General features: G+C 64.6%; 15 protein-coding genes. 10 read left to right on the forward strand and 5 right to left on the reverse strand.

What is annotated here, in order from left to right; translation table 11 throughout:
• Positions 1 to 365: 365 nt before the first annotated feature.
• The 8 genes from ACZ5MJ_RS31395 to ACZ5MJ_RS31430 all read left to right on the forward strand — a co-directional run bounded on the left by ACZ5MJ_RS31395 (position 366) and on the right by ACZ5MJ_RS31430 (position 9207).
• Positions 366 to 1619: an alpha/beta fold hydrolase gene (locus ACZ5MJ_RS31395; protein WP_464224976.1), complete on the forward strand. Its 1254-nt coding sequence runs from the start codon at positions 366 to 368 to the stop codon at positions 1617 to 1619.
• 86 nt (positions 1620 to 1705) lie between these two features.
• A complete protein-coding gene (locus ACZ5MJ_RS31400) occupies positions 1706 to 3406 on the forward strand; it encodes an AMP-binding protein (protein ID WP_464224977.1) in 1701 nt (566 codons plus the stop codon).
• Between the two features lies 1 nt (position 3407).
• Positions 3408 to 4277, forward strand: coding sequence for a VOC family protein (locus ACZ5MJ_RS31405; RefSeq protein WP_464224979.1), 870 nt, complete (start codon positions 3408 to 3410; stop codon positions 4275 to 4277).
• Positions 4274 to 5431 carry an FAD-dependent monooxygenase gene (locus tag ACZ5MJ_RS31410; RefSeq protein ID WP_464224980.1) on the forward strand — a complete coding sequence of 386 codons (1158 nt, stop codon included), beginning with the start codon at positions 4274 to 4276 and terminating at the stop codon, positions 5429 to 5431. Before ACZ5MJ_RS31405 ends, ACZ5MJ_RS31410 begins: the two co-directional genes overlap by 4 nt.
• Complete coding sequence (locus ACZ5MJ_RS31415; RefSeq protein WP_464224981.1) at positions 5428 to 5877, forward strand: acyl-CoA thioesterase; 450 nt, start codon at positions 5428 to 5430, stop codon at positions 5875 to 5877. Before ACZ5MJ_RS31410 ends, ACZ5MJ_RS31415 begins: the two co-directional genes overlap by 4 nt.
• Positions 5878 to 5953: 76 nt before the next feature.
• Positions 5954 to 7216: an MFS transporter gene (locus ACZ5MJ_RS31420; RefSeq protein WP_464224982.1), complete on the forward strand. Its 1263-nt coding sequence runs from the start codon at positions 5954 to 5956 to the stop codon at positions 7214 to 7216.
• Positions 7217 to 7421: 205 nt separating this feature from the next.
• Entirely contained in the window at positions 7422 to 8114 is a 693-nt protein-coding gene (locus tag ACZ5MJ_RS31425; RefSeq protein ID WP_464224984.1) for a TetR/AcrR family transcriptional regulator, read from the forward strand.
• 190 nt (positions 8115 to 8304) lie between these two features.
• Positions 8305 to 9207, forward strand: coding sequence for a LysR family transcriptional regulator (locus ACZ5MJ_RS31430; RefSeq protein WP_464224986.1), 903 nt, complete (start codon positions 8305 to 8307; stop codon positions 9205 to 9207).
• Positions 9208 to 9278: 71 nt separating this feature from the next.
• On the opposite strand, the gene ACZ5MJ_RS31435 is transcribed toward ACZ5MJ_RS31430, so the two are convergent.
• From ACZ5MJ_RS31435 to ACZ5MJ_RS31455, 5 genes are read right to left on the reverse strand one after another with little or no spacing between them, the layout of a single operon-like run.
• Positions 9279 to 10658 (reverse strand): MFS transporter, encoded by a 1380-nt coding sequence (locus ACZ5MJ_RS31435; RefSeq protein ID WP_464224987.1) that lies wholly within the window; start codon positions 10656 to 10658, stop codon positions 9279 to 9281.
• Between the two features lie 36 nt (positions 10659 to 10694).
• Entirely contained in the window at positions 10695 to 11948 is a 1254-nt protein-coding gene (locus tag ACZ5MJ_RS31440; RefSeq protein WP_464224988.1) for an NAD(P)/FAD-dependent oxidoreductase, read from the reverse strand.
• Between the two features lie 19 nt (positions 11949 to 11967).
• Positions 11968 to 12282 (reverse strand): non-heme iron oxygenase ferredoxin subunit, encoded by a 315-nt coding sequence (locus tag ACZ5MJ_RS31445; RefSeq protein WP_464224989.1) that lies wholly within the window; start codon positions 12280 to 12282, stop codon positions 11968 to 11970.
• Between the two features lie 13 nt (positions 12283 to 12295).
• Positions 12296 to 12766, reverse strand: coding sequence for an aromatic-ring-hydroxylating dioxygenase subunit beta (locus ACZ5MJ_RS31450; protein WP_464224990.1), 471 nt, complete (start codon positions 12764 to 12766; stop codon positions 12296 to 12298).
• A 4-nt stretch (positions 12767 to 12770) separates the two neighbouring features.
• Positions 12771 to 14024 (reverse strand): aromatic ring-hydroxylating dioxygenase subunit alpha, encoded by a 1254-nt coding sequence (locus ACZ5MJ_RS31455; RefSeq protein WP_464224991.1) that lies wholly within the window; start codon positions 14022 to 14024, stop codon positions 12771 to 12773.
• A gap of 354 nt (positions 14025 to 14378) precedes the next feature.
• Between ACZ5MJ_RS31455 and ACZ5MJ_RS31460 the strand changes: the two genes are divergently transcribed.
• The gene (locus ACZ5MJ_RS31460) at positions 14379 to 15845 is read left to right on the forward strand and encodes an APC family permease (RefSeq protein WP_464224992.1); all 1467 of its coding nucleotides are present in this window, start codon (positions 14379 to 14381) and stop codon (positions 15843 to 15845) included.
• Positions 15846 to 16112: 267 nt separating this feature from the next.
• Positions 16113 to 16691 (forward strand): YceI family protein, encoded by a 579-nt coding sequence (locus ACZ5MJ_RS31465; protein ID WP_464224993.1) that lies wholly within the window; start codon positions 16113 to 16115, stop codon positions 16689 to 16691.
• Positions 16692 to 16900 lie beyond the last annotated feature (209 nt).

The following is a 16900-nucleotide window of genomic DNA, read 5'->3' on the forward strand; positions in this document are numbered from 1 at the left end:
ACCCCGTCGAACGGAAATCACCACCGCCCGACCTACCAACACCGCCAAATTGGTGGCCAGCCGCCAGAGGCGACGCGTTTTTTGGTTACTTTTTGTCGCTTGGACAAAAAGTGACCCGCCCAGCAGGGCGGAACCAGGCGGTTAAACCTACGACAACATCGAACCCGACCGACACACCCAAGCAAGCCAACGAGCAGGGACCCCGCCGGCCACCGGCGAACCAGCCCACGCCCGCCAAGCACGACAACCGCCCGCACAGCGATCAGTCACACAACTCCGCACCCCTCTAAGGTTTACCATTATTTGACACCATATCAAATAAAACCTACATTATTGAGACAGTGGCATTTACCACAGGAGACATCGTGACAGATCAAGACAAAGGACAGGTAACCGCCGGAATGCGAGGCGCATCATGGGACGCACGCCTGATGTCCCGCCCTTACCAGATGGTGCCTTACGCACTCGACACGGCAGACGGCCAGCGCACGCTAGGCTTCCTGTTCACGGTGACCGGCAAGGAAACGACCGTGGTCTCGCTGATGCATCCGCGCGAGATGGCGATCACGCATTACCTGGTGCCGTTCGTGCTGGACGCCGGCTGCGCCTGCTGGGTGCAGGGCCCGCGCTCGATCGGCAATGACCTGCGCCTCGAGCATGAGCTGGCGCTGCTCGACGTCGCCGCCGGCATGACCCACCTGCGCGAGCTGGGCTACGAGCGTATCGTGTTGCTGGGCAACTCCGGCGGCGCGGGGCTCTATACCTTCTACAACCAGCAGGCACCGACGCCGCCCGCACAGCGGATCGCGCGGACTCCGGGCGGCCGCCCGACCAACCTTGCCGAAGCGCAAATGCCGGAGGTGGACGGCATGATCCTGGTATCGCCGCATCCCGGCCAGGGCAAGCTGCTGATGAGCGGCGTCGATCCTTCCGTGACCGACGAGGACGACCCCATGCAGACCGACGCGTCGCTGGACCCGTTCTCCGCGGCCAATGGCTTTGATGCCGCGAGCGGACGCGGCCAGTATGCGCCGGCGTTTGTCGAGCGCTACCGCGCGGCGCAGGTCGAACGCGTGGCCCGCATCGATGCGCGGGCGAAGCAGATGCTCAACGCAAAGCATGAGGCGCGGCAACGTATCAAGGCCGGTACCGGCTCCGACGCGGATCGCCGTGTTGCCGCCCATGCGCCGATCTTCCAGGTCTGGCGCACCGACGCCGACCTGCGCTCATGGGATATCTCGCTCGACCCGTCCGACCGCAAGACCGGCTCGTTGTGGGGCAAGGACCCGTTCGTGTCGAACTGGGGCAGCGTGGGCTTCGGGCGCGTGGTGACGCCGGAATCGTGGCTGTCGACCTGGTCCGGCCTGTCGTCCAACGCGGCGCTGGACAAGACCCTCGGCGCGCTGCACCAGCCGACCCTGCTGCTGGAATACACCGGCGACCAATGCACGTTCCCGGCCGATATCGAGGCGATCTACCGCCAGATCCCCAGCGAGCGCAAACAGCATATCCGCGTGCGCGGCAATCATCACGGCATGGCCCTGAGCCGGGACGAAGAGCCCGGCCAGCGCATCGCCGGCCGCCACATCGTCGAATGGCTGCGCGCAACCATGATGTAAGCGCGCGGAAACGAAGCAACAGAGCAAGGCGCCGTCCCCCCGACATCGCCGCGCGCTGCTCCATGACAAAAAAAGGGTAGACAGACATGCTGCAGAACCTCACCGTGCGCCCCCCGCAGTTGCTGGCCGGCGTCCGATATCCCGATGAAGGCCGCCTGCGCCACTATGTCGCCGAAGGCGTGCTGACCAGCGAGACGCTGGCCGGCGCGTTCCAGGCGTCGTTCCGCCGCCATGCCGACCGCCTGGCGCTGGCCGGGCCGGAGGGCCAGTTGAGCTATCGCGAGCTCGACGAGCAGACCGACCGCCTGGGCGCGGCGCTGCTGGCGCTGGGCATGAAGCCGCTGGACCGCGCGGTGTTCCAGTGCGGCAACTGCAATGAGTTGCTGCTGGCCTTCTTCGCCTGCCTGAAGGCCGGCATCATCCCGCTGTGCTCGCTGCAGGCGTTTCGCAAGCTGGAGATCGGCTACCTGGGCAACCTGTGCGAGGCGCGCCTGCACTTCGTGCAAGGCGACGATCCCAGGTTCGACGATGTGGCGTTTGCGCGGGAAATGCAGGCCGAAGTCCCGAGCTTTGCTTACATCCTGCAGGCGCGCGGCGAACGGCGCGGCAGTGCGGTACTGCTGGCGGACCTGATCCGCGACATGCCGCTGGCGCAGGCGCGCGCGCTGCTGGCCGAGGTCAGCCACGATCCTTTCCAGGCGGCGGTGTTCCAGCTCTCGGGCGGCACCACCGGCGTGCCCAAGATCATCCCGCGCTTCCAGAACGAGTACCTGTACAACATGCGCGCCGTCGCGGCATGGAACGGCTACACGCAGGACGACGTGCTGTTCTTTCCCACGCCGTACATGCACAACCTGAACATGGGCTGCTTCTTCGGCCCGTTCCTGCTGTGCGGCGCCACGGTGACGGTGACGCCCGATATCGGCGAGCAATCCCTGCAACGGCTGGTGCGGGACTACCGCCCGACCTGGTTCGGCGTGGCCGGCCCCATCCTCACGCGCATCGCGCCGGAGCTGGCCCGGGCCGATGCCGCCGGGCGCGCCCGCCGCAACTTCATTGCACCCAAGAACGCGGCCGGCCTGACCCGGCTGACCGGCTCGCCGACGCACCATATCTTCGGCATGACCGAAGGGGTGATCATGTTTACCCGCAACGACGACCCGCAGGAGATCCGCGACACCTCGGTCGGCAGCCCGGTTTCGGCCTGGGATGAGATCAGGATCGTCCATCCGGGCACGGAAGCGCCGGTTGCCGACGGCGAGACGGGCGAAGCACTGTTCCGTGGTCCCTACACGATCCGCGGCTACTACAAGTCCGAACAGGAAGACGCCACGCGCTTCACCGCCGATGGCTTCTACCGCTCCGGCGACCTGATGTCGTCACGCGTGGTCGATGGCAAGCGCTACTACTTCTTCTGCGGCCGCATCAAGGATGTGGTCGACCGCGGTGGCGAGAAGATCAACGCCGAAGAACTGGAGAACGTCATCAACCTGCATCCCGCGGTGCTGGGCGCTGCCGTCGTGGGCATGCCGGACCGTGTCTACGGCGAGCGTGTCTGCGCCTTCATCGTACCCAAGCCGCCCGCGACCGGACTGACGCTGCCGCAGCTCACCGAATACCTGCAGGAAGCCGGCCTGGCGAAGTTCAAGTGGCCGGAGCGGCTCGAGGTCGTCAGCGAATTCCCGCTGACCGCGTCCGGCAAGCTCAGCAAGGCGCTGCTGCGCCAGCAGATCATCCAGCTGCTGGAGACCGAAGCGGCTCGCAGCAACACCACCGAAGGGAATTGATATGACCGAAGCGACGAACCCTGGCGCAGCGCCGTCCGTGCAGCTGCATGGTGTCCACCACACCGCGCGACCGACCTGGAAGCTGGCCGAAACCGTGCATTTCTACCGCGACCTGCTGGGCCTGCCGCTGGTGCACGCGATCTCGGCCAAGGGCTGGGGCCCGGACAACCATGCCGATTTCCTGCACTTTTTTTTCGACAGCGGCAACGGCAGCACCATCGCCTTCTTCTACTACATCGGCACCGAGCGGCCTGACTGGCTGACCGTGCGCGAGCACTACCAGGACCGCGCCACCCATACCGCCTGGCGCGTGCGCGACGAGGCCGAGCTGCTGCAGTGGCGCCAGCGCGTGGAGGCGGTGGGCATTCCGCTGCGCTACCAGATCCGCCACGAGGTGATCGAGTCGATCTACTTCAACGACCCCAACGGCTATCCGATCGAGATTACATGGCAGGTGCGTCCGTTCAGCGAGGCCGATGCCCTCGACGCGAAGCTGACCATCGAAGCCGCCATCGCGCTGGAGAACGAATCCGGGAACGGCACGCCGTTCGGCTCGATCGAACCGGTGTGGCAGCGCAAGGCGGCCTCGATCGGCACCCGCGCGCAGGCCCACAGGGCCTCGGTGTTCGTGCTGAACGTGCCCGAGTTTGGCGCGCTGATCGACGTGGCGGGCAAGACCGAGGGCTACGCCACCACCGCGCTTGGCAACGGCTACGTGCGCATCGACGGCAACCCCGGCATCAGCTTCCGGCGCAAGGCGCTGGGCTTCAAGCCTGCGGTCTGGTACGGCGCGCTGACCGGCGGCCTGGCCGGACGCATCGAGCAGTTCGACATGGATGCATTGGTCATCGCCCCCGGAGACGCAGAATGAAGATCGCCATCATCGGGGGCGGGCCGTCGGGCCTGTTCCTGTCGATCCTGCTCAAGGAGCGGCTGGCCTCGGTCGACATCGACATCTACGAGCAGAATCCGGAGAACGCTACCTTCGGCTTCGGCGTGGTGCTGGCCGATACCGGCCTGTCCAGCCTGCGCGCGGCGTCGCCGAAGGTGATTGACGAACTCGCCAGGGCGATGCGCTTCAGCGACCGCCATGCCATCGTCAGCCATGACTTCCCGATCACGATGAAGCGGCCCGGCGCGGGCGGCGGCGCGATCCCGCGCATCCGCCTGCTGCAGATCCTGCAGGCGCGTGCGCGCGAACTGGGCGTGCGGGTCGCCTGCAACCAGCGCATCAGCGATTTCTCCGCGATCGACGCGGACCTGGTAGTGGGTGCCGATGGGGTCAACTCGCTGCTGCGCGGTGCCAATGAAGCCGGCTTCGGCACCCGGCGCCACAGCCTGACCAACCATTTCGCCTGGTATGGGGTGGAGAAGGCATTCCCCAATCCGGCGCTGGTGTTCCGCAAGCACGAGGGCGGGTATTTCGTCGCGCATTACTACCCGTATTCGGATTCGATGAGCACCTTCGTTGCCGAGTGCGACCACCAGACCTGGATCGATTTCGGGATGGAGGCGATGACGCAGGAACAGCGCCAGGCGCTGTTCGAGCGGATTTTTGCTCCAGAACTGGGCGGCTACCGGCTGGTTTCGAACAACTCGGCGTGGCGCCAGTTCCCGGTGATCGTCAACGACACCTGGCATGTCGGCAACCAGGTACTGATTGGCGATGCGCTGACCAGTGCGCACTTCTCGATCGGCTCGGGCACGCGCATCGCCATGGAAGATGCGATTGCGCTGGCCGATGCCATCGTCGCCGTCCCGGACGATGTGCAGGCCGCGCTGCGCCGGTACGACACCGTGCGCCGTCCCGAGAAGGCAAAACTGATCCGCGCCTCGGAGGCCTCTTACAACTGGTACGAGCGCATCCGCGAATGGATGGACCTGCCCACGCCGCATGAGTTTGTGTTCCGCTTCATGACCCGCACCGGCCGCGTCGACCTGAACCGGCTCAGGGAGCAATACCCGAAGCTGCTGGCTGAACTGACGGCGGCCGGCGTGCCGGTGGCGGCGGGGCAGCAGCCATGATCCGCGCGACCGAGTATGTGCTGAGCGACGCGCCCTTCGTGGTGCGCCGCACGGTGCGCTGGGGCGACTGCGACCCGGCCGGCGTGGTCTACACCGGGCGCTTTACCGACTACCTGCTGGGCGCGGTCGGGCTGTTCTCGGACCATATCGCCGGCGGCGCCGGCCGCCTTGGCGCGGTGCACGGCGTGGGCACGCCATGCAAGGCCATGCGCTTCGAATTCATCGGCACGCTATGGCCGGATGACGTGATCGACATTGAATGCTGGGTGCAGGCCATCCGCACGCGCTCCTACGACATCCGCTGCATGGCGCGGCGCCCGGACGGCTCGCCAGTGTTCGACGCCATGTTCTCTCCCATCTGCGTGCGGCTGGACGAGCGTGTCGGCACCCCCATCCCGGAATCGCTGCGCACGGCGCTGTCGGCCTTCCTGCGTCCCGCCGCGTAGCGCGGCTGATCCCGCCAATCATTATCCATGACCGCCACGCGCAGAGGCGGCTTGAATCCTGCAACGGAGACAACCCATGCAACAAGCCCTCCAACCGGTGCCCGCCGCCGGCAGATGGACCTATGCCGCCGTCATTCTCGGCGCGGCGCTGGGAATGCTGGCGGGCTATGCCCCGCTGTTCAATGCCACCGCGGGCGTGTTCGCGCGGCCACTGGCCACGGAGTTCGGCTGGGGGCGCTCGGAAGCATCGCTGTCCTATGCGGCGTCGATGTTCGGGCTGGCGATCGTCAGCCCGCTGGTCGGGACCATGATGGACCGCTTCGGCATCCGCCGGGTGATTGCCGTGTCGGCGCTGGTGTTCGGGCTGGCGACGGCGTGCATGGCGCTGCAGAACGGCAGCAAGGCGCTCTGGGTCTGCCTGTCGGTGGTGGTCGGGGTGTTCGGCGCAGCGACCTCCGTGCTTGGCTATCTTGCCGTGCTGCCGCAATGGTTTGACCGCCGCCTGGGCCTGGCGCTTGGCATCGCCATGTGCGGGCTGGGTGCGGGCACAGTGCTGATGCCGGCCACCGCGCAGCATCTGGTGACCGGCTACGGCTGGCGCACCGCGTATGTCGCGCTGGGTATCGGATCAATCGTGTTGTCGCTGCTGGCCTGCGCACTGCTGCGCGAGCGGGGCAGAGCTGGTACTGCCCGGGCCAGCAGGCAGGCGCCGGCCGCAGACGGCATTCCGCTCAGGCAGGCTGTGCGCAGCTATCGCCTGTGGGCGATCTGGGCGGTGTTCGTGCTGGGGTCCTCGGCCACGCTGTCGCTCGGCCCGCACCTGCCGGCGATGTTCGTGGACAAGGGTTTCACCCCCGCGGACGCGGCCCGCAGCGCCTCGATGGTCGGTGTCGGGCTGCTGATCGGCCGGATCCTGACCGGCGTGCTGATCGACCGCATCCATGCGCCGTTCGTGGCCTGTGTGTTCTTCCTTGGCGGCGCGGTGGGGATCTACCTGCTTGGTGTCACCAGCGACTACCAGGTGCTGCTGGTCGCCACCACCCTGATCGGGCTGACCATCGGCGCGGAAGGCGACCTGATCTCTTTCCTGGTCCGGTCGTACTTCGGGCTGCGCTCGTTCGGCGCGCTGTTCGGCATCGCGTTCTCGGGCTACGGCTTTGGCGCGGTGATCGGGCCGGTGGGGCTGGGTCTGTGGTTCGACCGCCATGGCAGCTACGGGGCGCTGCTGCTGGTGCTGCCGTGCATGCTGCTGGTGGCCGGCGCGCTGACCTTGTCGCTGGGCCGTTACCGGCGGCATGGCGCCAGCGCCGCCAGCCTGCCCGAGCCGGCCGGGGCCTGATTGTCCGAACGCGGGCGCGGCGGAGTAGAATTCCCATGGCCGCAATTTCCTTGCGGCCATGCCTTCGAACGGTCCACCCAAGATGCCTGCCGCCCGCAAATCCCCAGCCGCCGCCAGCAAGACTCCCTCGACGCCAACTGCGCCGAGTGCGCCTCGCCGTCGTGGCCGGCCGCCCAAGACCGATTCGCCGATCGGCGCCGAGCCCATGCTCAGCCGTGTGGCCATCCTCCAGCACGCAATCGGGCTGACCAAAAGCGTGCCGCTGGACCAGATCTCCATGGTGCAACTGGCCAAGGATTTCGGCGTTGCGCCTGGCTTGATCCACTATTACCTGGGCGGCCGCGACCAGCTCGTTTCCGGCGTGCTCAACGACTACTACCGCCAGCGCGTCGGGCGCCTGCCTTCGCTGACGGGCGACTGGCGTAACGACGTGGAGGGCATTGCCCGGCTGAGCTTCGAGGTGGCGGTGGAGAACCCCGGCGTCAGCATCTATGTCGCGTCACACAACCGGTTCCGCCTGTTCCAGGATGTCGAGCCGGGCGAGACCGACTACGGCATGGAGTTCTTCAACCGCATGACGTCGGCCATCATGCAGGGCGGCTTCACCGCCGAGCAGGTGGCGCTGGGGTATCACCTGATCGCGCAGTACCTGGTTTCCGCGAGCATGGCGGAGGCTTCGCGCCAGTTGCCGGCCTACCACCAGAGCTTTATCGAAAAGAAGCTGGAGTCCGCGTCCGAGCTCCAGTATCCCGGTGCGCGCTTCGTCAGCAAGGCCTTCTCCAGGCTGTCTTCGGATACTGCGTTCGAAGAGGGCCTGCGCATCACGCTGGATGGCATCGAGACGTGGAAGCACGACAAGCGCCAGCCCGCGCGCAAGCCTCGCAGCAAGGCCGCTTGAAGCCATTCTCCGGAGCACAGCGCAGGATCCTGCAGCGCGCTGCATGACGCGCGCCTTGGCATCCTGACTTCGGTGCCACTCTGTGGGTCTGGCATAATTTGATATGCAGGCAATTAAAGTGGTGGAAATAGACGACTAGAATATGCCGGCAACCACGGATTCATACTGCCAATAATCGTCGGAGCCGGGCATGGAGCTGCATAACGTTGACCTGAACCTGCTGGTGGTGTTCGACCATTTGCTGCGGCTGCGCACCGTCTCGGGCGCCGCCAAGGCCCTGGGCCTGAGCCAGCCCGCTGTGAGCAACGCGCTTGCCAGGCTGCGTCGTATCTTTGACGATGACCTGTTTGTCCGGAGTGCGAAAGGCATGCTGCCGACGCCTCTGGCACAAGAGCTTGCCGAGCCCGTGTCTTACGCCCTGGAAGCCCTCCAAAACGCGCTGAATCGCAAGGTGTCCTTCGATCCCCGGCATAGCGACCGGGACTTCCGTCTGGCGATGACCGATATCGGCGAAATCCATTTCATCCCCAGGCTGATGGGGTCGTTGCGCGAGCTTGCGCCTGGCGTCTCCGTTGCGACGGTTCGCAATACAGCCGTGAACCTCGCAGAGGAGATGAGCCAGGGCAAGGTGGACCTGGCGGTAGGGCACTTGCCCGAGCTGACCTCAGAGTTCTTTCAGCGCCGGCTGTTCCGTCAGCGCTATGTCTGCATGTTCCGGCCGGGGCACGCGCTGGACAAGCGCACCATTCGCTTGCGCGACTTCCTGGAGGCCGACCACGTCGTCGTCACGGCCGCGGGTACCGGCCATGCGCGGGCCGACGAAATCCTCGCCAGGCAGGGTGTGCAACGCCGTATCCGCCTGCGCGTTCCGCATTTTGCCGCGCTTGCCGACATCGTTGCCAGTACCGACCTGATTGCCACGGTCACGCGGAAGTTTGCCGAACGCAGCGCCCAGTACTTTGGTCTCAGGTACGTCAAGCATCCGGTAGACCTGCCCGAGATCCAGATCAACCTGTTCTGGCATTCCCGCTATCATCGCGATCCGGCCAACCAGTGGCTGCGCACTCAGATGTTCGATCTGTTCTCGGAATAGGTTCGCGCGGCGTCAGGCGCTCTCGGGTGGCCAGCGCCACCTGTGCACGCCGGCCTTCGGCCTGGGGTGGCTCATCGCGGCCGTGCAGGGCCGGGGATCAGCCCGGCGGCATCGGGAAGTGGCGAGGTTGCGTCTGCGCGTTGCGCCGATGCCGAGCGTCGGTGATCGATCCGCAAGACCGCAATCATGCCGATCACGGCGGGCATGGCGATGGCCACGAAGTTCTGCTGAAGTGGGAGGTTCATGCCGACCAGCACCCCAATCACGATCGGGGCGAGGATGGCACCGCTGCGGCCGATGCCCAGTGCCCAGCCGAGGCCGGTGGAGCGTATCGCCATGGGGTAGAACTGGCCCGTGTACGCGTTGGCAACGATCTGCGTGCCAATGGTCGAGGCGCCTGCAAGACCCACCACGAAGAACAGCGCCTCGGTCGGCATCTTGAAGCCGAGCAGCGTGATCGAGATTGCAGCAAGGCCATACATTGCCGCCAGCACGTACTTGATGTGAAACCGGTCAGCGAGCCAGCCGCCGCCGACCGCGCCGATCATTGCCCCGACATTCAGCACCAGCACGAACGTCAATGCCGAGCCAAGACTGTAGCCCGCCGCGGCCATCAGCTTGGTCAGCCACGAACTCAGTGCATAGACCATGAACAGGCACATGAAGAATGCGACCCAGAACATCAGTGTGCTGAAGCCGCGGCCATCGCTGAACAGGTGCCGCACCGGCGCGCTGCCGGCCTGGTCATGGGCCGGGACGGCGAAGCGGTCGGTCGGCGCCGGCTGGTAGCCCGGCTCCAGCTTCGTGGCGATCTGCTGCAGCGCCTCGTGCCGGCCCTTGGCCAGCAGGAACGGCATCGATTCCGGCAGCGACCTGAGGATCAACGGGACCAGCAGCACCGGCGCGCCGGCCGCGAAGAACACGGATTGCCAGCCGTAGGTTTCGATCAGTCCCTTGCCCAGCACCGCGGCCACGATGCCGCCCACGGCATAGCCACTGAACATGGCGGTAACCAGGGTGGCGCGGATTTTCCTGGGAGCGTACTCCGTCATCTCGGCCACCACGTTCGGCATCACGCCGCCGATGCCAAGCCCCGCGAGAAAGCGGACAATGCCGAACGTCACCGGGTCCCTGGCCAGTCCCGCCGCGGCGGTGAACACGCTGAACAGCACCACGCAGATCGCAATCGCCCAGCGGCGGCCGATCTTGTCCGCAATGGTGCCGAGGAAGATCGCGCCGAATACCATCCCGAACAGGGCGGAGCTCACCATGAAGCCCGCATTGGCCGGGGCAACCCCCAGGTCCTTCATGATCGATGGCAGCGCGATGCCCACGACAGCAAGGTCATAGCCGTCGAAGATGATGATAAGCGCGCACCAGAACAGCACGCGCACATGGAAGCGGTTGAAGCGGGCCTGGTCGGCCAGCTTGTGGATGTCGATCTGATGCATGGTGTTGTCTCCTGATAGTTATGGGTCTCTGGCGGGCTAGAGCTTGGACATCGGCACTCCCGCATCGGCCAGCTGGTTCGCATCGACCGGCTTGTTCTGTTCAATCAGGCGGCGCGCGAAGCGCAGGTCGCGTGCGGCGTTGTGCCCGATGGCGGCCTTGACGACATTGCCTTCGACGTAGAACAGCATGAAGCTGTGCGCGCCCGGATTCCCTCTGGCGATGACGCGATGGGTGAGCGAAGGCACACCGTAGATCTGGAGATTCATGTCGTACTGATCCGACCAGAACCACGGCAACGGCTGATAGTTGACCTCCTGGCCCAGCGCCGAGCGTGCGGCGGCAATGCCTTGCTCCTGGGCGTTCTGCCAGGACTCGAGCCGCAGCCGGCGACCGGCCCAGGGATTCGGCGTCACCGCGACATCTCCGGCCGCGAAGATGTCGGGGTCGGACGTCTGGCAGCGCGCGTCGACAATCACGCCGCCGTCGCACGCCAGCCCGGAATCCCGCGCGAGCTGGTCGTTCGGAACCAGGCCCACGCCGACGACGATGGCGTCGCACGGCAGCTCGCTGCCATCAGTGAGCCCGACCAGGGACTGGCCGTCGGCGCTGCGGGATATTTGCTCGACGCCGGCGCCGAGTATCACGCGTGTGCCATGCGATCGGTGCAGCGCCAGCAGGTGCTCCGAGACCTGGACCGGAACCGTGCGCTCGCACAAGCGGCCCTGGGCTTCGACCACGGTCACTTCGGCGCCTTTCTTCCGTGCCGTCGCGGCGACTTCCAGGCCGATCCAGCCGCCCCCGATGACGACGATGGCACGGCCCGGTCCGAGCGCGGGAGCCAGCGCCAGGGCGTCCTCGATCCTGCGCAAGGTGTAGACGGGTTCCGAGTCGGCCCCGGGGACGGCAAGGTGACGGGCCTTGCCGCCGGTGCAGAGAATCAGCTTGTCATAGGCGATCGACTCACCATTGGCGGTTTCGATGCACTTCGCTGGCCGGTTGATCCGGGTCGCATGGGTCGTATGGCGCCACTCCAGGGCCAGCGCGTCGAAGGCGTCGGGCTTGAGCAGCGCCAGGCTTTCGGGAGCGGCCTCGCCGGCCAGGACTGCCTTTGACAGCGGCGGCCGTTCATGCGGCGGGTGGGACTCGTCGCCGATCAGCGCGAGTCGGCCGGTGTAGCCTTCCTTGCGCAGCGTCTGGGCGGCCCAGCCACCCGCCTGGCCGGCGCCGATGATGACGATCGTGTCTGCCATTGCCGCGGCGCCCGCGCCTGTAGGTTGCTCGGAATTCATGCGTCGCTCCGCTGTCTGGCTAACTCAGGTCAAGGAAGACCTTGTCCCCGTCGATCCGGACCGGATAGGTACGGATGCCTTCGGTTACCGGGGCGCAAACCGCGGCACCGCTGCGGACGTCGAACTTGCCCTGATGGAGCGGGCACTCGATTTCGTGGCCGTCAAGGAATCCGTCGCAGAGCCGGGCATGGCCATGGGTACAGAGATTGTCGGTGGCATAGACTTCGCCTTCGACGCTGTACAGGGCAATATCCTTGCCTTGCACCTCGATGGCGACCACGTCGTCCTGCGGTACGCTGGCCAGCAGCGCGGCCTCGATCCAGGCTTCGGTCATAGTGCTTCTCCTGCTAGAGGGGATAGATAAGGGAATTCGGGATCATCTCGCTGTCGAAGACGCAGACGCGCGAGGCAAAGCGCAAGCCCTCGGGCGTCCGCACCACGGTGTCGAGGTAGCGGCCAACGTTGAACACTTCCGTCATCTGGTCCGGCTTGGTTCGCAGCACTGCGTAGTTCGCCTCGGCCACGATCTTGTCGTCGTCCACGGAGCGGATCAGCGGCGTGCCGACGATGTGGCGCTGGTAGTAGGGGTCATGAAACAGCGTCTCGCGGATGCCGTAGATGCGGTCCTTCAGCATCCCCTTGCTCTCGAGCGACAGCGTTGCCAGTGGCAGTCCGCGCTCGTGGTTCTCGCGCGGCTGGACCCGGTAGAGGCAGTCGTCGGTAAAGAATTCGGGCCAGCGGTCCCAGTCGCCGCTGTCGACGACGGATGTGTAATCGGCGTACAGGGCGAGCAGGGCGTGATAGTCAGCGAAGTTCATGGCGTCAGACCTCCATCACCTTGCGCCAGTAGTCATACATGCCCCGGATCAGCGTCTCGGTGACCATGTGCTCGGTGTTCTCGGCGGATTTGCCGCCAAGTTCCGCGATCACGCGATGCCAGGGCTTCTGGGTGAATCCTTCCTGCGAGCACTCGATGACTTCGCCATCGTCTGCGGACACGAAGCCGGCGGGTCCGAATAGGTTGGCCTGGCGCAGGCGGCGGCGGGTCATCTCTTCGGTGTCGTCCTCGAAGCCGAAATGCGTCCAGACAAAGTCGAAGGAGTCGGGCCCGTTGGGCTGGATATGACGGGTGGAAACCGAGTTGACCTGTTGCTGGAAGATCACGCTCGGGAACACCGTCATCATCACGGCAGTGGGATCGCCCCACCAGGGCTCGTGGACGATGTCGAGAATGCGGTCATCGTGCAGCGCCATCTGGTCCTTGAAGCTGGAGACGCCGGAGGTGACTTCACCTTTGCCGCCCTGGCCACGGGTCGACACCATGGCTGCGTGCCGGAACTGCGAATCCATCACCAGGCGCGACTTGTTGTCCGCCCGCCAGAGGCCGAAGGTGACGAACCACGTGTGCAGCAGGCCGGGGTGGTAGGGGTCCTTGATGTTCTCCTGCATCAGCTTCCAGTTGCCCGGAATGCGCTGCTTGTTGTAGCCAAGGACCTTGAGCTTGCGGCCGTTGAACAGCCGGTCAAAGTAGCCGAGGATGTCCGGCCCGAGGTAGTCTTCCAGCGGCTGCACCGTATGGTCGAACGAGGCAAACACGACACCGCCGCGGGTTGCCACCTTCAGCTGGGTCAGGCCATGGTCCTGGGGCTTGAAGTCGGCGGGCATGCCGCCGTTGACCTTGCCGTCCTGCTTGACCCCACGGCGGAACGGCACCCCTTGCAGGTTGCCCTTGAGGTCATAGTTCCACTGGTGGTACGGGCAGTGGAAATCCTTGCGATTGCCGCTGCGCTCCCGGCAGAACTGCATGCCGCGGTGCGCGCACACGTTCTCGACGACGTTGATCTGGCCCTCCTGGTCGCGCACCATGATGACCGACCGCTCGCCCAGCGTGGTGCGCTTGAAATCGCCCGGGTTCGGGATTTCAGCCTCCAGGCCGACGTAGTTCCAATGACCGTGATAGAAGCAGCGCTCGAGTTCACGCTGGTACAGCTGCTCGTCCGTATAGACGCGGAACGGGATGCGGCTGATGCTGTCGCCGGCCCAGACCGGGCCGTCTTGGGCGGAGGGGTATTCCATGCTTGTCTCCGTGGGGGCATTGGTATGGGCTGAATGATGGTGGAGGCAAGGGAATTGGCCAATAGAATCTGGTGGATATCGCATATTCACGAGATCAATAAGACTTCGAGCCGAAGCCGGTATCGGCGAGCGGCCGGCGTTGCAGCGCGCCGGGCTGCCCGGTACAACGCGCTTGTGCTCATTAACCTACATTGGCTCTGCCGCCAGCTTGCCGCCTCGCAATCCCGTCCTTGCGGGACCTTTGCCGCCGCGCAGCCTGACCTAACATGAAGGTACTGGCCGGCAAGCCTGCAACACCACGGCCCACCGCATTCAACAGGCCCTACGCGCCGTAACCAACTCGAGAGCGATCGCATGGCGATTGCTGTCGCCGCTTGGAGCGAGCCTGTCATGGATGCGAAAGCGCAAGGCGGTCTGCAAGCCGATTCGCTCGGCTTCGGTGAGTCCCTCATCATGGGCATCGCGGGCACTGCGCCCGCCTACAGCATCGAGATCGCTGCGTCCACGGTCGTTGCGACATCCGGGATCTTCTCGCCGGCAAGCATCGTGGTGTGCGGGCTGATCATGCTCGGCATAGCGTTTGCGTTCATCAACCTGAATAAAGCCATTGCAAACGCGGGGACTTCCTATGCGTGGGTGAGCACCATTTTCGGCAGAACGTTGGGCTTCTTCGCCGGATGGGCGCTTCTTGTCCTTTGCTGCATCTTCATGGTGTCGGCGATGATCCCGGCGGCAAACGCCACGCTGCTCATCTTCAGGCCGGAACTGATGAACAACGTGCAGTACGTAACGATCATTGCGGCACTGTGGCTGACGGCGGTCAGCGCAGTCGTGCTGAAGGGCATCAAGCTGACCAGCTATGCACAGGTGATCATGACGACCATCGAAGGGCTTATCCTCCTGACGATCCTCATCGCCGGCTTCATCGTTTTCCCGCATGCGCCTGAGCGTGTGTTCTCGTGGAACTGGTTCTCCCCATTTGATTTTTCACCAAGATTTTTTGCCAACGGAGCGCTGGTGGCGATATTTTTTTACTACGGATGGGATGTGACCATGAACCTGAGCGAGGAAACGAAGGACCCACATCGAATCCCGGGAAGGGGTGCATTCTGGACGATGATCTTCCTGATTACTTTCTTCACGATTTTTATCGTGATCACGCTCCTCGGACTCTCCGGCGAAGAGATCAGGCACTACAACACCAATATAATTTTCGCGATCGCAGAGAAGCTTTTCGGGGCAACGTGGGGCTATGTCGCCATCATTGCGGTGCTGCTCAGCACGGTTGGCACCGTTGAAACCCAGATGCTCCAGTTTACGCGCACGCTCTTCGCCAAGGCGCGCGACGGGGCAATTCATCCACGCTACTCGAAGCTTCACCACAGATGGCGGACGCCGCACGTGGCCATCCTGTTTATCTGGATCACCGGCCTCGCCTTGCTCTTTGTTTCCTCTTATCTCCCTACCATCAACGTGATCCTGCAGGATTCGATCGCTGCGATCGGCTTTCAGATCTGTTTTTACCTGGGGCTCACGGCGCTGGCCTGCGCGTGGTACTACCGCGCCATGCTCCGAAGCTCGATATGGGGCGCGATCTCTCATGTGGCATGGCCGGCATTGAGCGGCATCTTTCTGTTCTTTATTGCGATTTACAGTATCCCGACCTTTGACATGGTCACTAACGTTGTTGGCATCGGTGGCATTGCGATCGGTGCGGTGCCGCTCCTCATTAATCGCAAGAAGATCTGGAAGACCCAAGAGCCTCTGGAAGTTCCGCTGAGCAGGGATGGAGCAGATGACGCGACTAGCATGAACGAGTAAAGCGCGTTCGTGGATTCCGTTGAATGACCTTAAAGCGGCCGATCCTTTGCACCTTCAGGGCGAAGGTCGGCTGCTGGTCGACCGTGCTTATTTGAGGGGCGGATAGCGTAGCAAGCAACCGTACGGCATCTGGGAGGTGCGCACTGGAATAAATCATCGCTGCCAAGCGTTTAGTCAGATGGGCCATCGTTCTTCTGCCGGAGGGGGGGCGTGCGCAATTCGCCACACCAATTCCTGGCCACTCGCGCTCGTGCGATTGCCAGGCTTGTGCTCGCCACTTTTGCATCGCTGGCGGCTGCCTTCTGCCAGGCGCAGGCAGCCGAGGTGGATGTGTGGCCAGATCGGTACGTGCTGGCGCCACAGCGCTCGAGCGTCACGTTCAATGTCGACGCCTTCCCGGACTCGCATATCGAGATGCGCTTTCACCGCATCCATGCCCAGCTTGAAGGGACGCACGCCGGCCTTGACTCGGGCCGCGTGACGGTGACGATCGATGCCGCCAGCGTTGAGGCGCACCCGCGCCTGCTGTCCCTGATCATCCGGGGCGGCGGCATGCTCGATGTGGCCCGCTATCCGGAGATCCGCTTCGTCAGTACCCGCTTTGTCCGGACCGGGGACGGCAGTGGGCGGCTGTTCGGCAACCTTACGATCCACGGTACTACGCGCCCGGTCAGTCTGCTTGTGACACTCGACGGGGCCATCGGAAGTCCGCGGCCCGAAGGCACGCTTGTCTTCTCCGCGGCCGGGGACGTCAGCCGCCGGGAGTTCGGGCTGTCGGCATGGTCCCCCGTTGTGGGCGATGCCGTGCACATGAATATCCAGGTGGAGTTCGTGCGTGGACCTTGAGGGCAGGCTGACGACTCCCGCGAGGGAGTCACTGGCGTAACCGCGCCGGCGAACCTTCGGCAAGACGGCCCCAGCAGATCACCGCCGTAGTGGTGCCACTGCCTGGCACGGGCTCGGATTTTCATTGACCGCTGCGCATTCCGCCTTCGGCTCGAAGCGACCCCCCGGGTTGCGATGCAGGCCGAGTTTGCTCGAATAACTTCCCTCGC

Source organism: Cupriavidus sp. LA-1 (genome assembly GCF_055385985.1).

Coding starts and splice junctions, on each gene's coding strand:
- ACZ5MJ_RS31400 (WP_464224977.1), top strand. CDS start 1,706: ATGCTGCAGAACCTCACCGTGCGCCCCCCGCAGTTGCTGGCCGGCGTC.
- ACZ5MJ_RS31405 (WP_464224979.1), top strand. CDS start 3,408: ATGACCGAAGCGACGAACCCTGGCGCAGCGCCGTCCGTGCAGCTGCAT.
- ACZ5MJ_RS31410 (WP_464224980.1), top strand. CDS start 4,274: ATGAAGATCGCCATCATCGGGGGCGGGCCGTCGGGCCTGTTCCTGTCG.
- ACZ5MJ_RS31415 (WP_464224981.1), top strand. CDS start 5,428: ATGATCCGCGCGACCGAGTATGTGCTGAGCGACGCGCCCTTCGTGGTG.
- ACZ5MJ_RS31420 (WP_464224982.1), top strand. CDS start 5,954: ATGCAACAAGCCCTCCAACCGGTGCCCGCCGCCGGCAGATGGACCTAT.
- ACZ5MJ_RS31425 (WP_464224984.1), top strand. CDS start 7,422: ATGCTCAGCCGTGTGGCCATCCTCCAGCACGCAATCGGGCTGACCAAA.
- ACZ5MJ_RS31430 (WP_464224986.1), top strand. CDS start 8,305: ATGGAGCTGCATAACGTTGACCTGAACCTGCTGGTGGTGTTCGACCAT.
- ACZ5MJ_RS31435 (WP_464224987.1), bottom strand. CDS start 10,658: ATGCATCAGATCGACATCCACAAGCTGGCCGACCAGGCCCGCTTCAAC.
- ACZ5MJ_RS31440 (WP_464224988.1), bottom strand. CDS start 11,948: ATGAATTCCGAGCAACCTACAGGCGCGGGCGCCGCGGCAATGGCAGAC.
- ACZ5MJ_RS31445 (WP_464224989.1), bottom strand. CDS start 12,282: ATGACCGAAGCCTGGATCGAGGCCGCGCTGCTGGCCAGCGTACCGCAG.
- ACZ5MJ_RS31450 (WP_464224990.1), bottom strand. CDS start 12,766: ATGAACTTCGCTGACTATCACGCCCTGCTCGCCCTGTACGCCGATTAC.
- ACZ5MJ_RS31455 (WP_464224991.1), bottom strand. CDS start 14,024: ATGGAATACCCCTCCGCCCAAGACGGCCCGGTCTGGGCCGGCGACAGC.
- ACZ5MJ_RS31460 (WP_464224992.1), top strand. CDS start 14,379: ATGGCGATTGCTGTCGCCGCTTGGAGCGAGCCTGTCATGGATGCGAAA.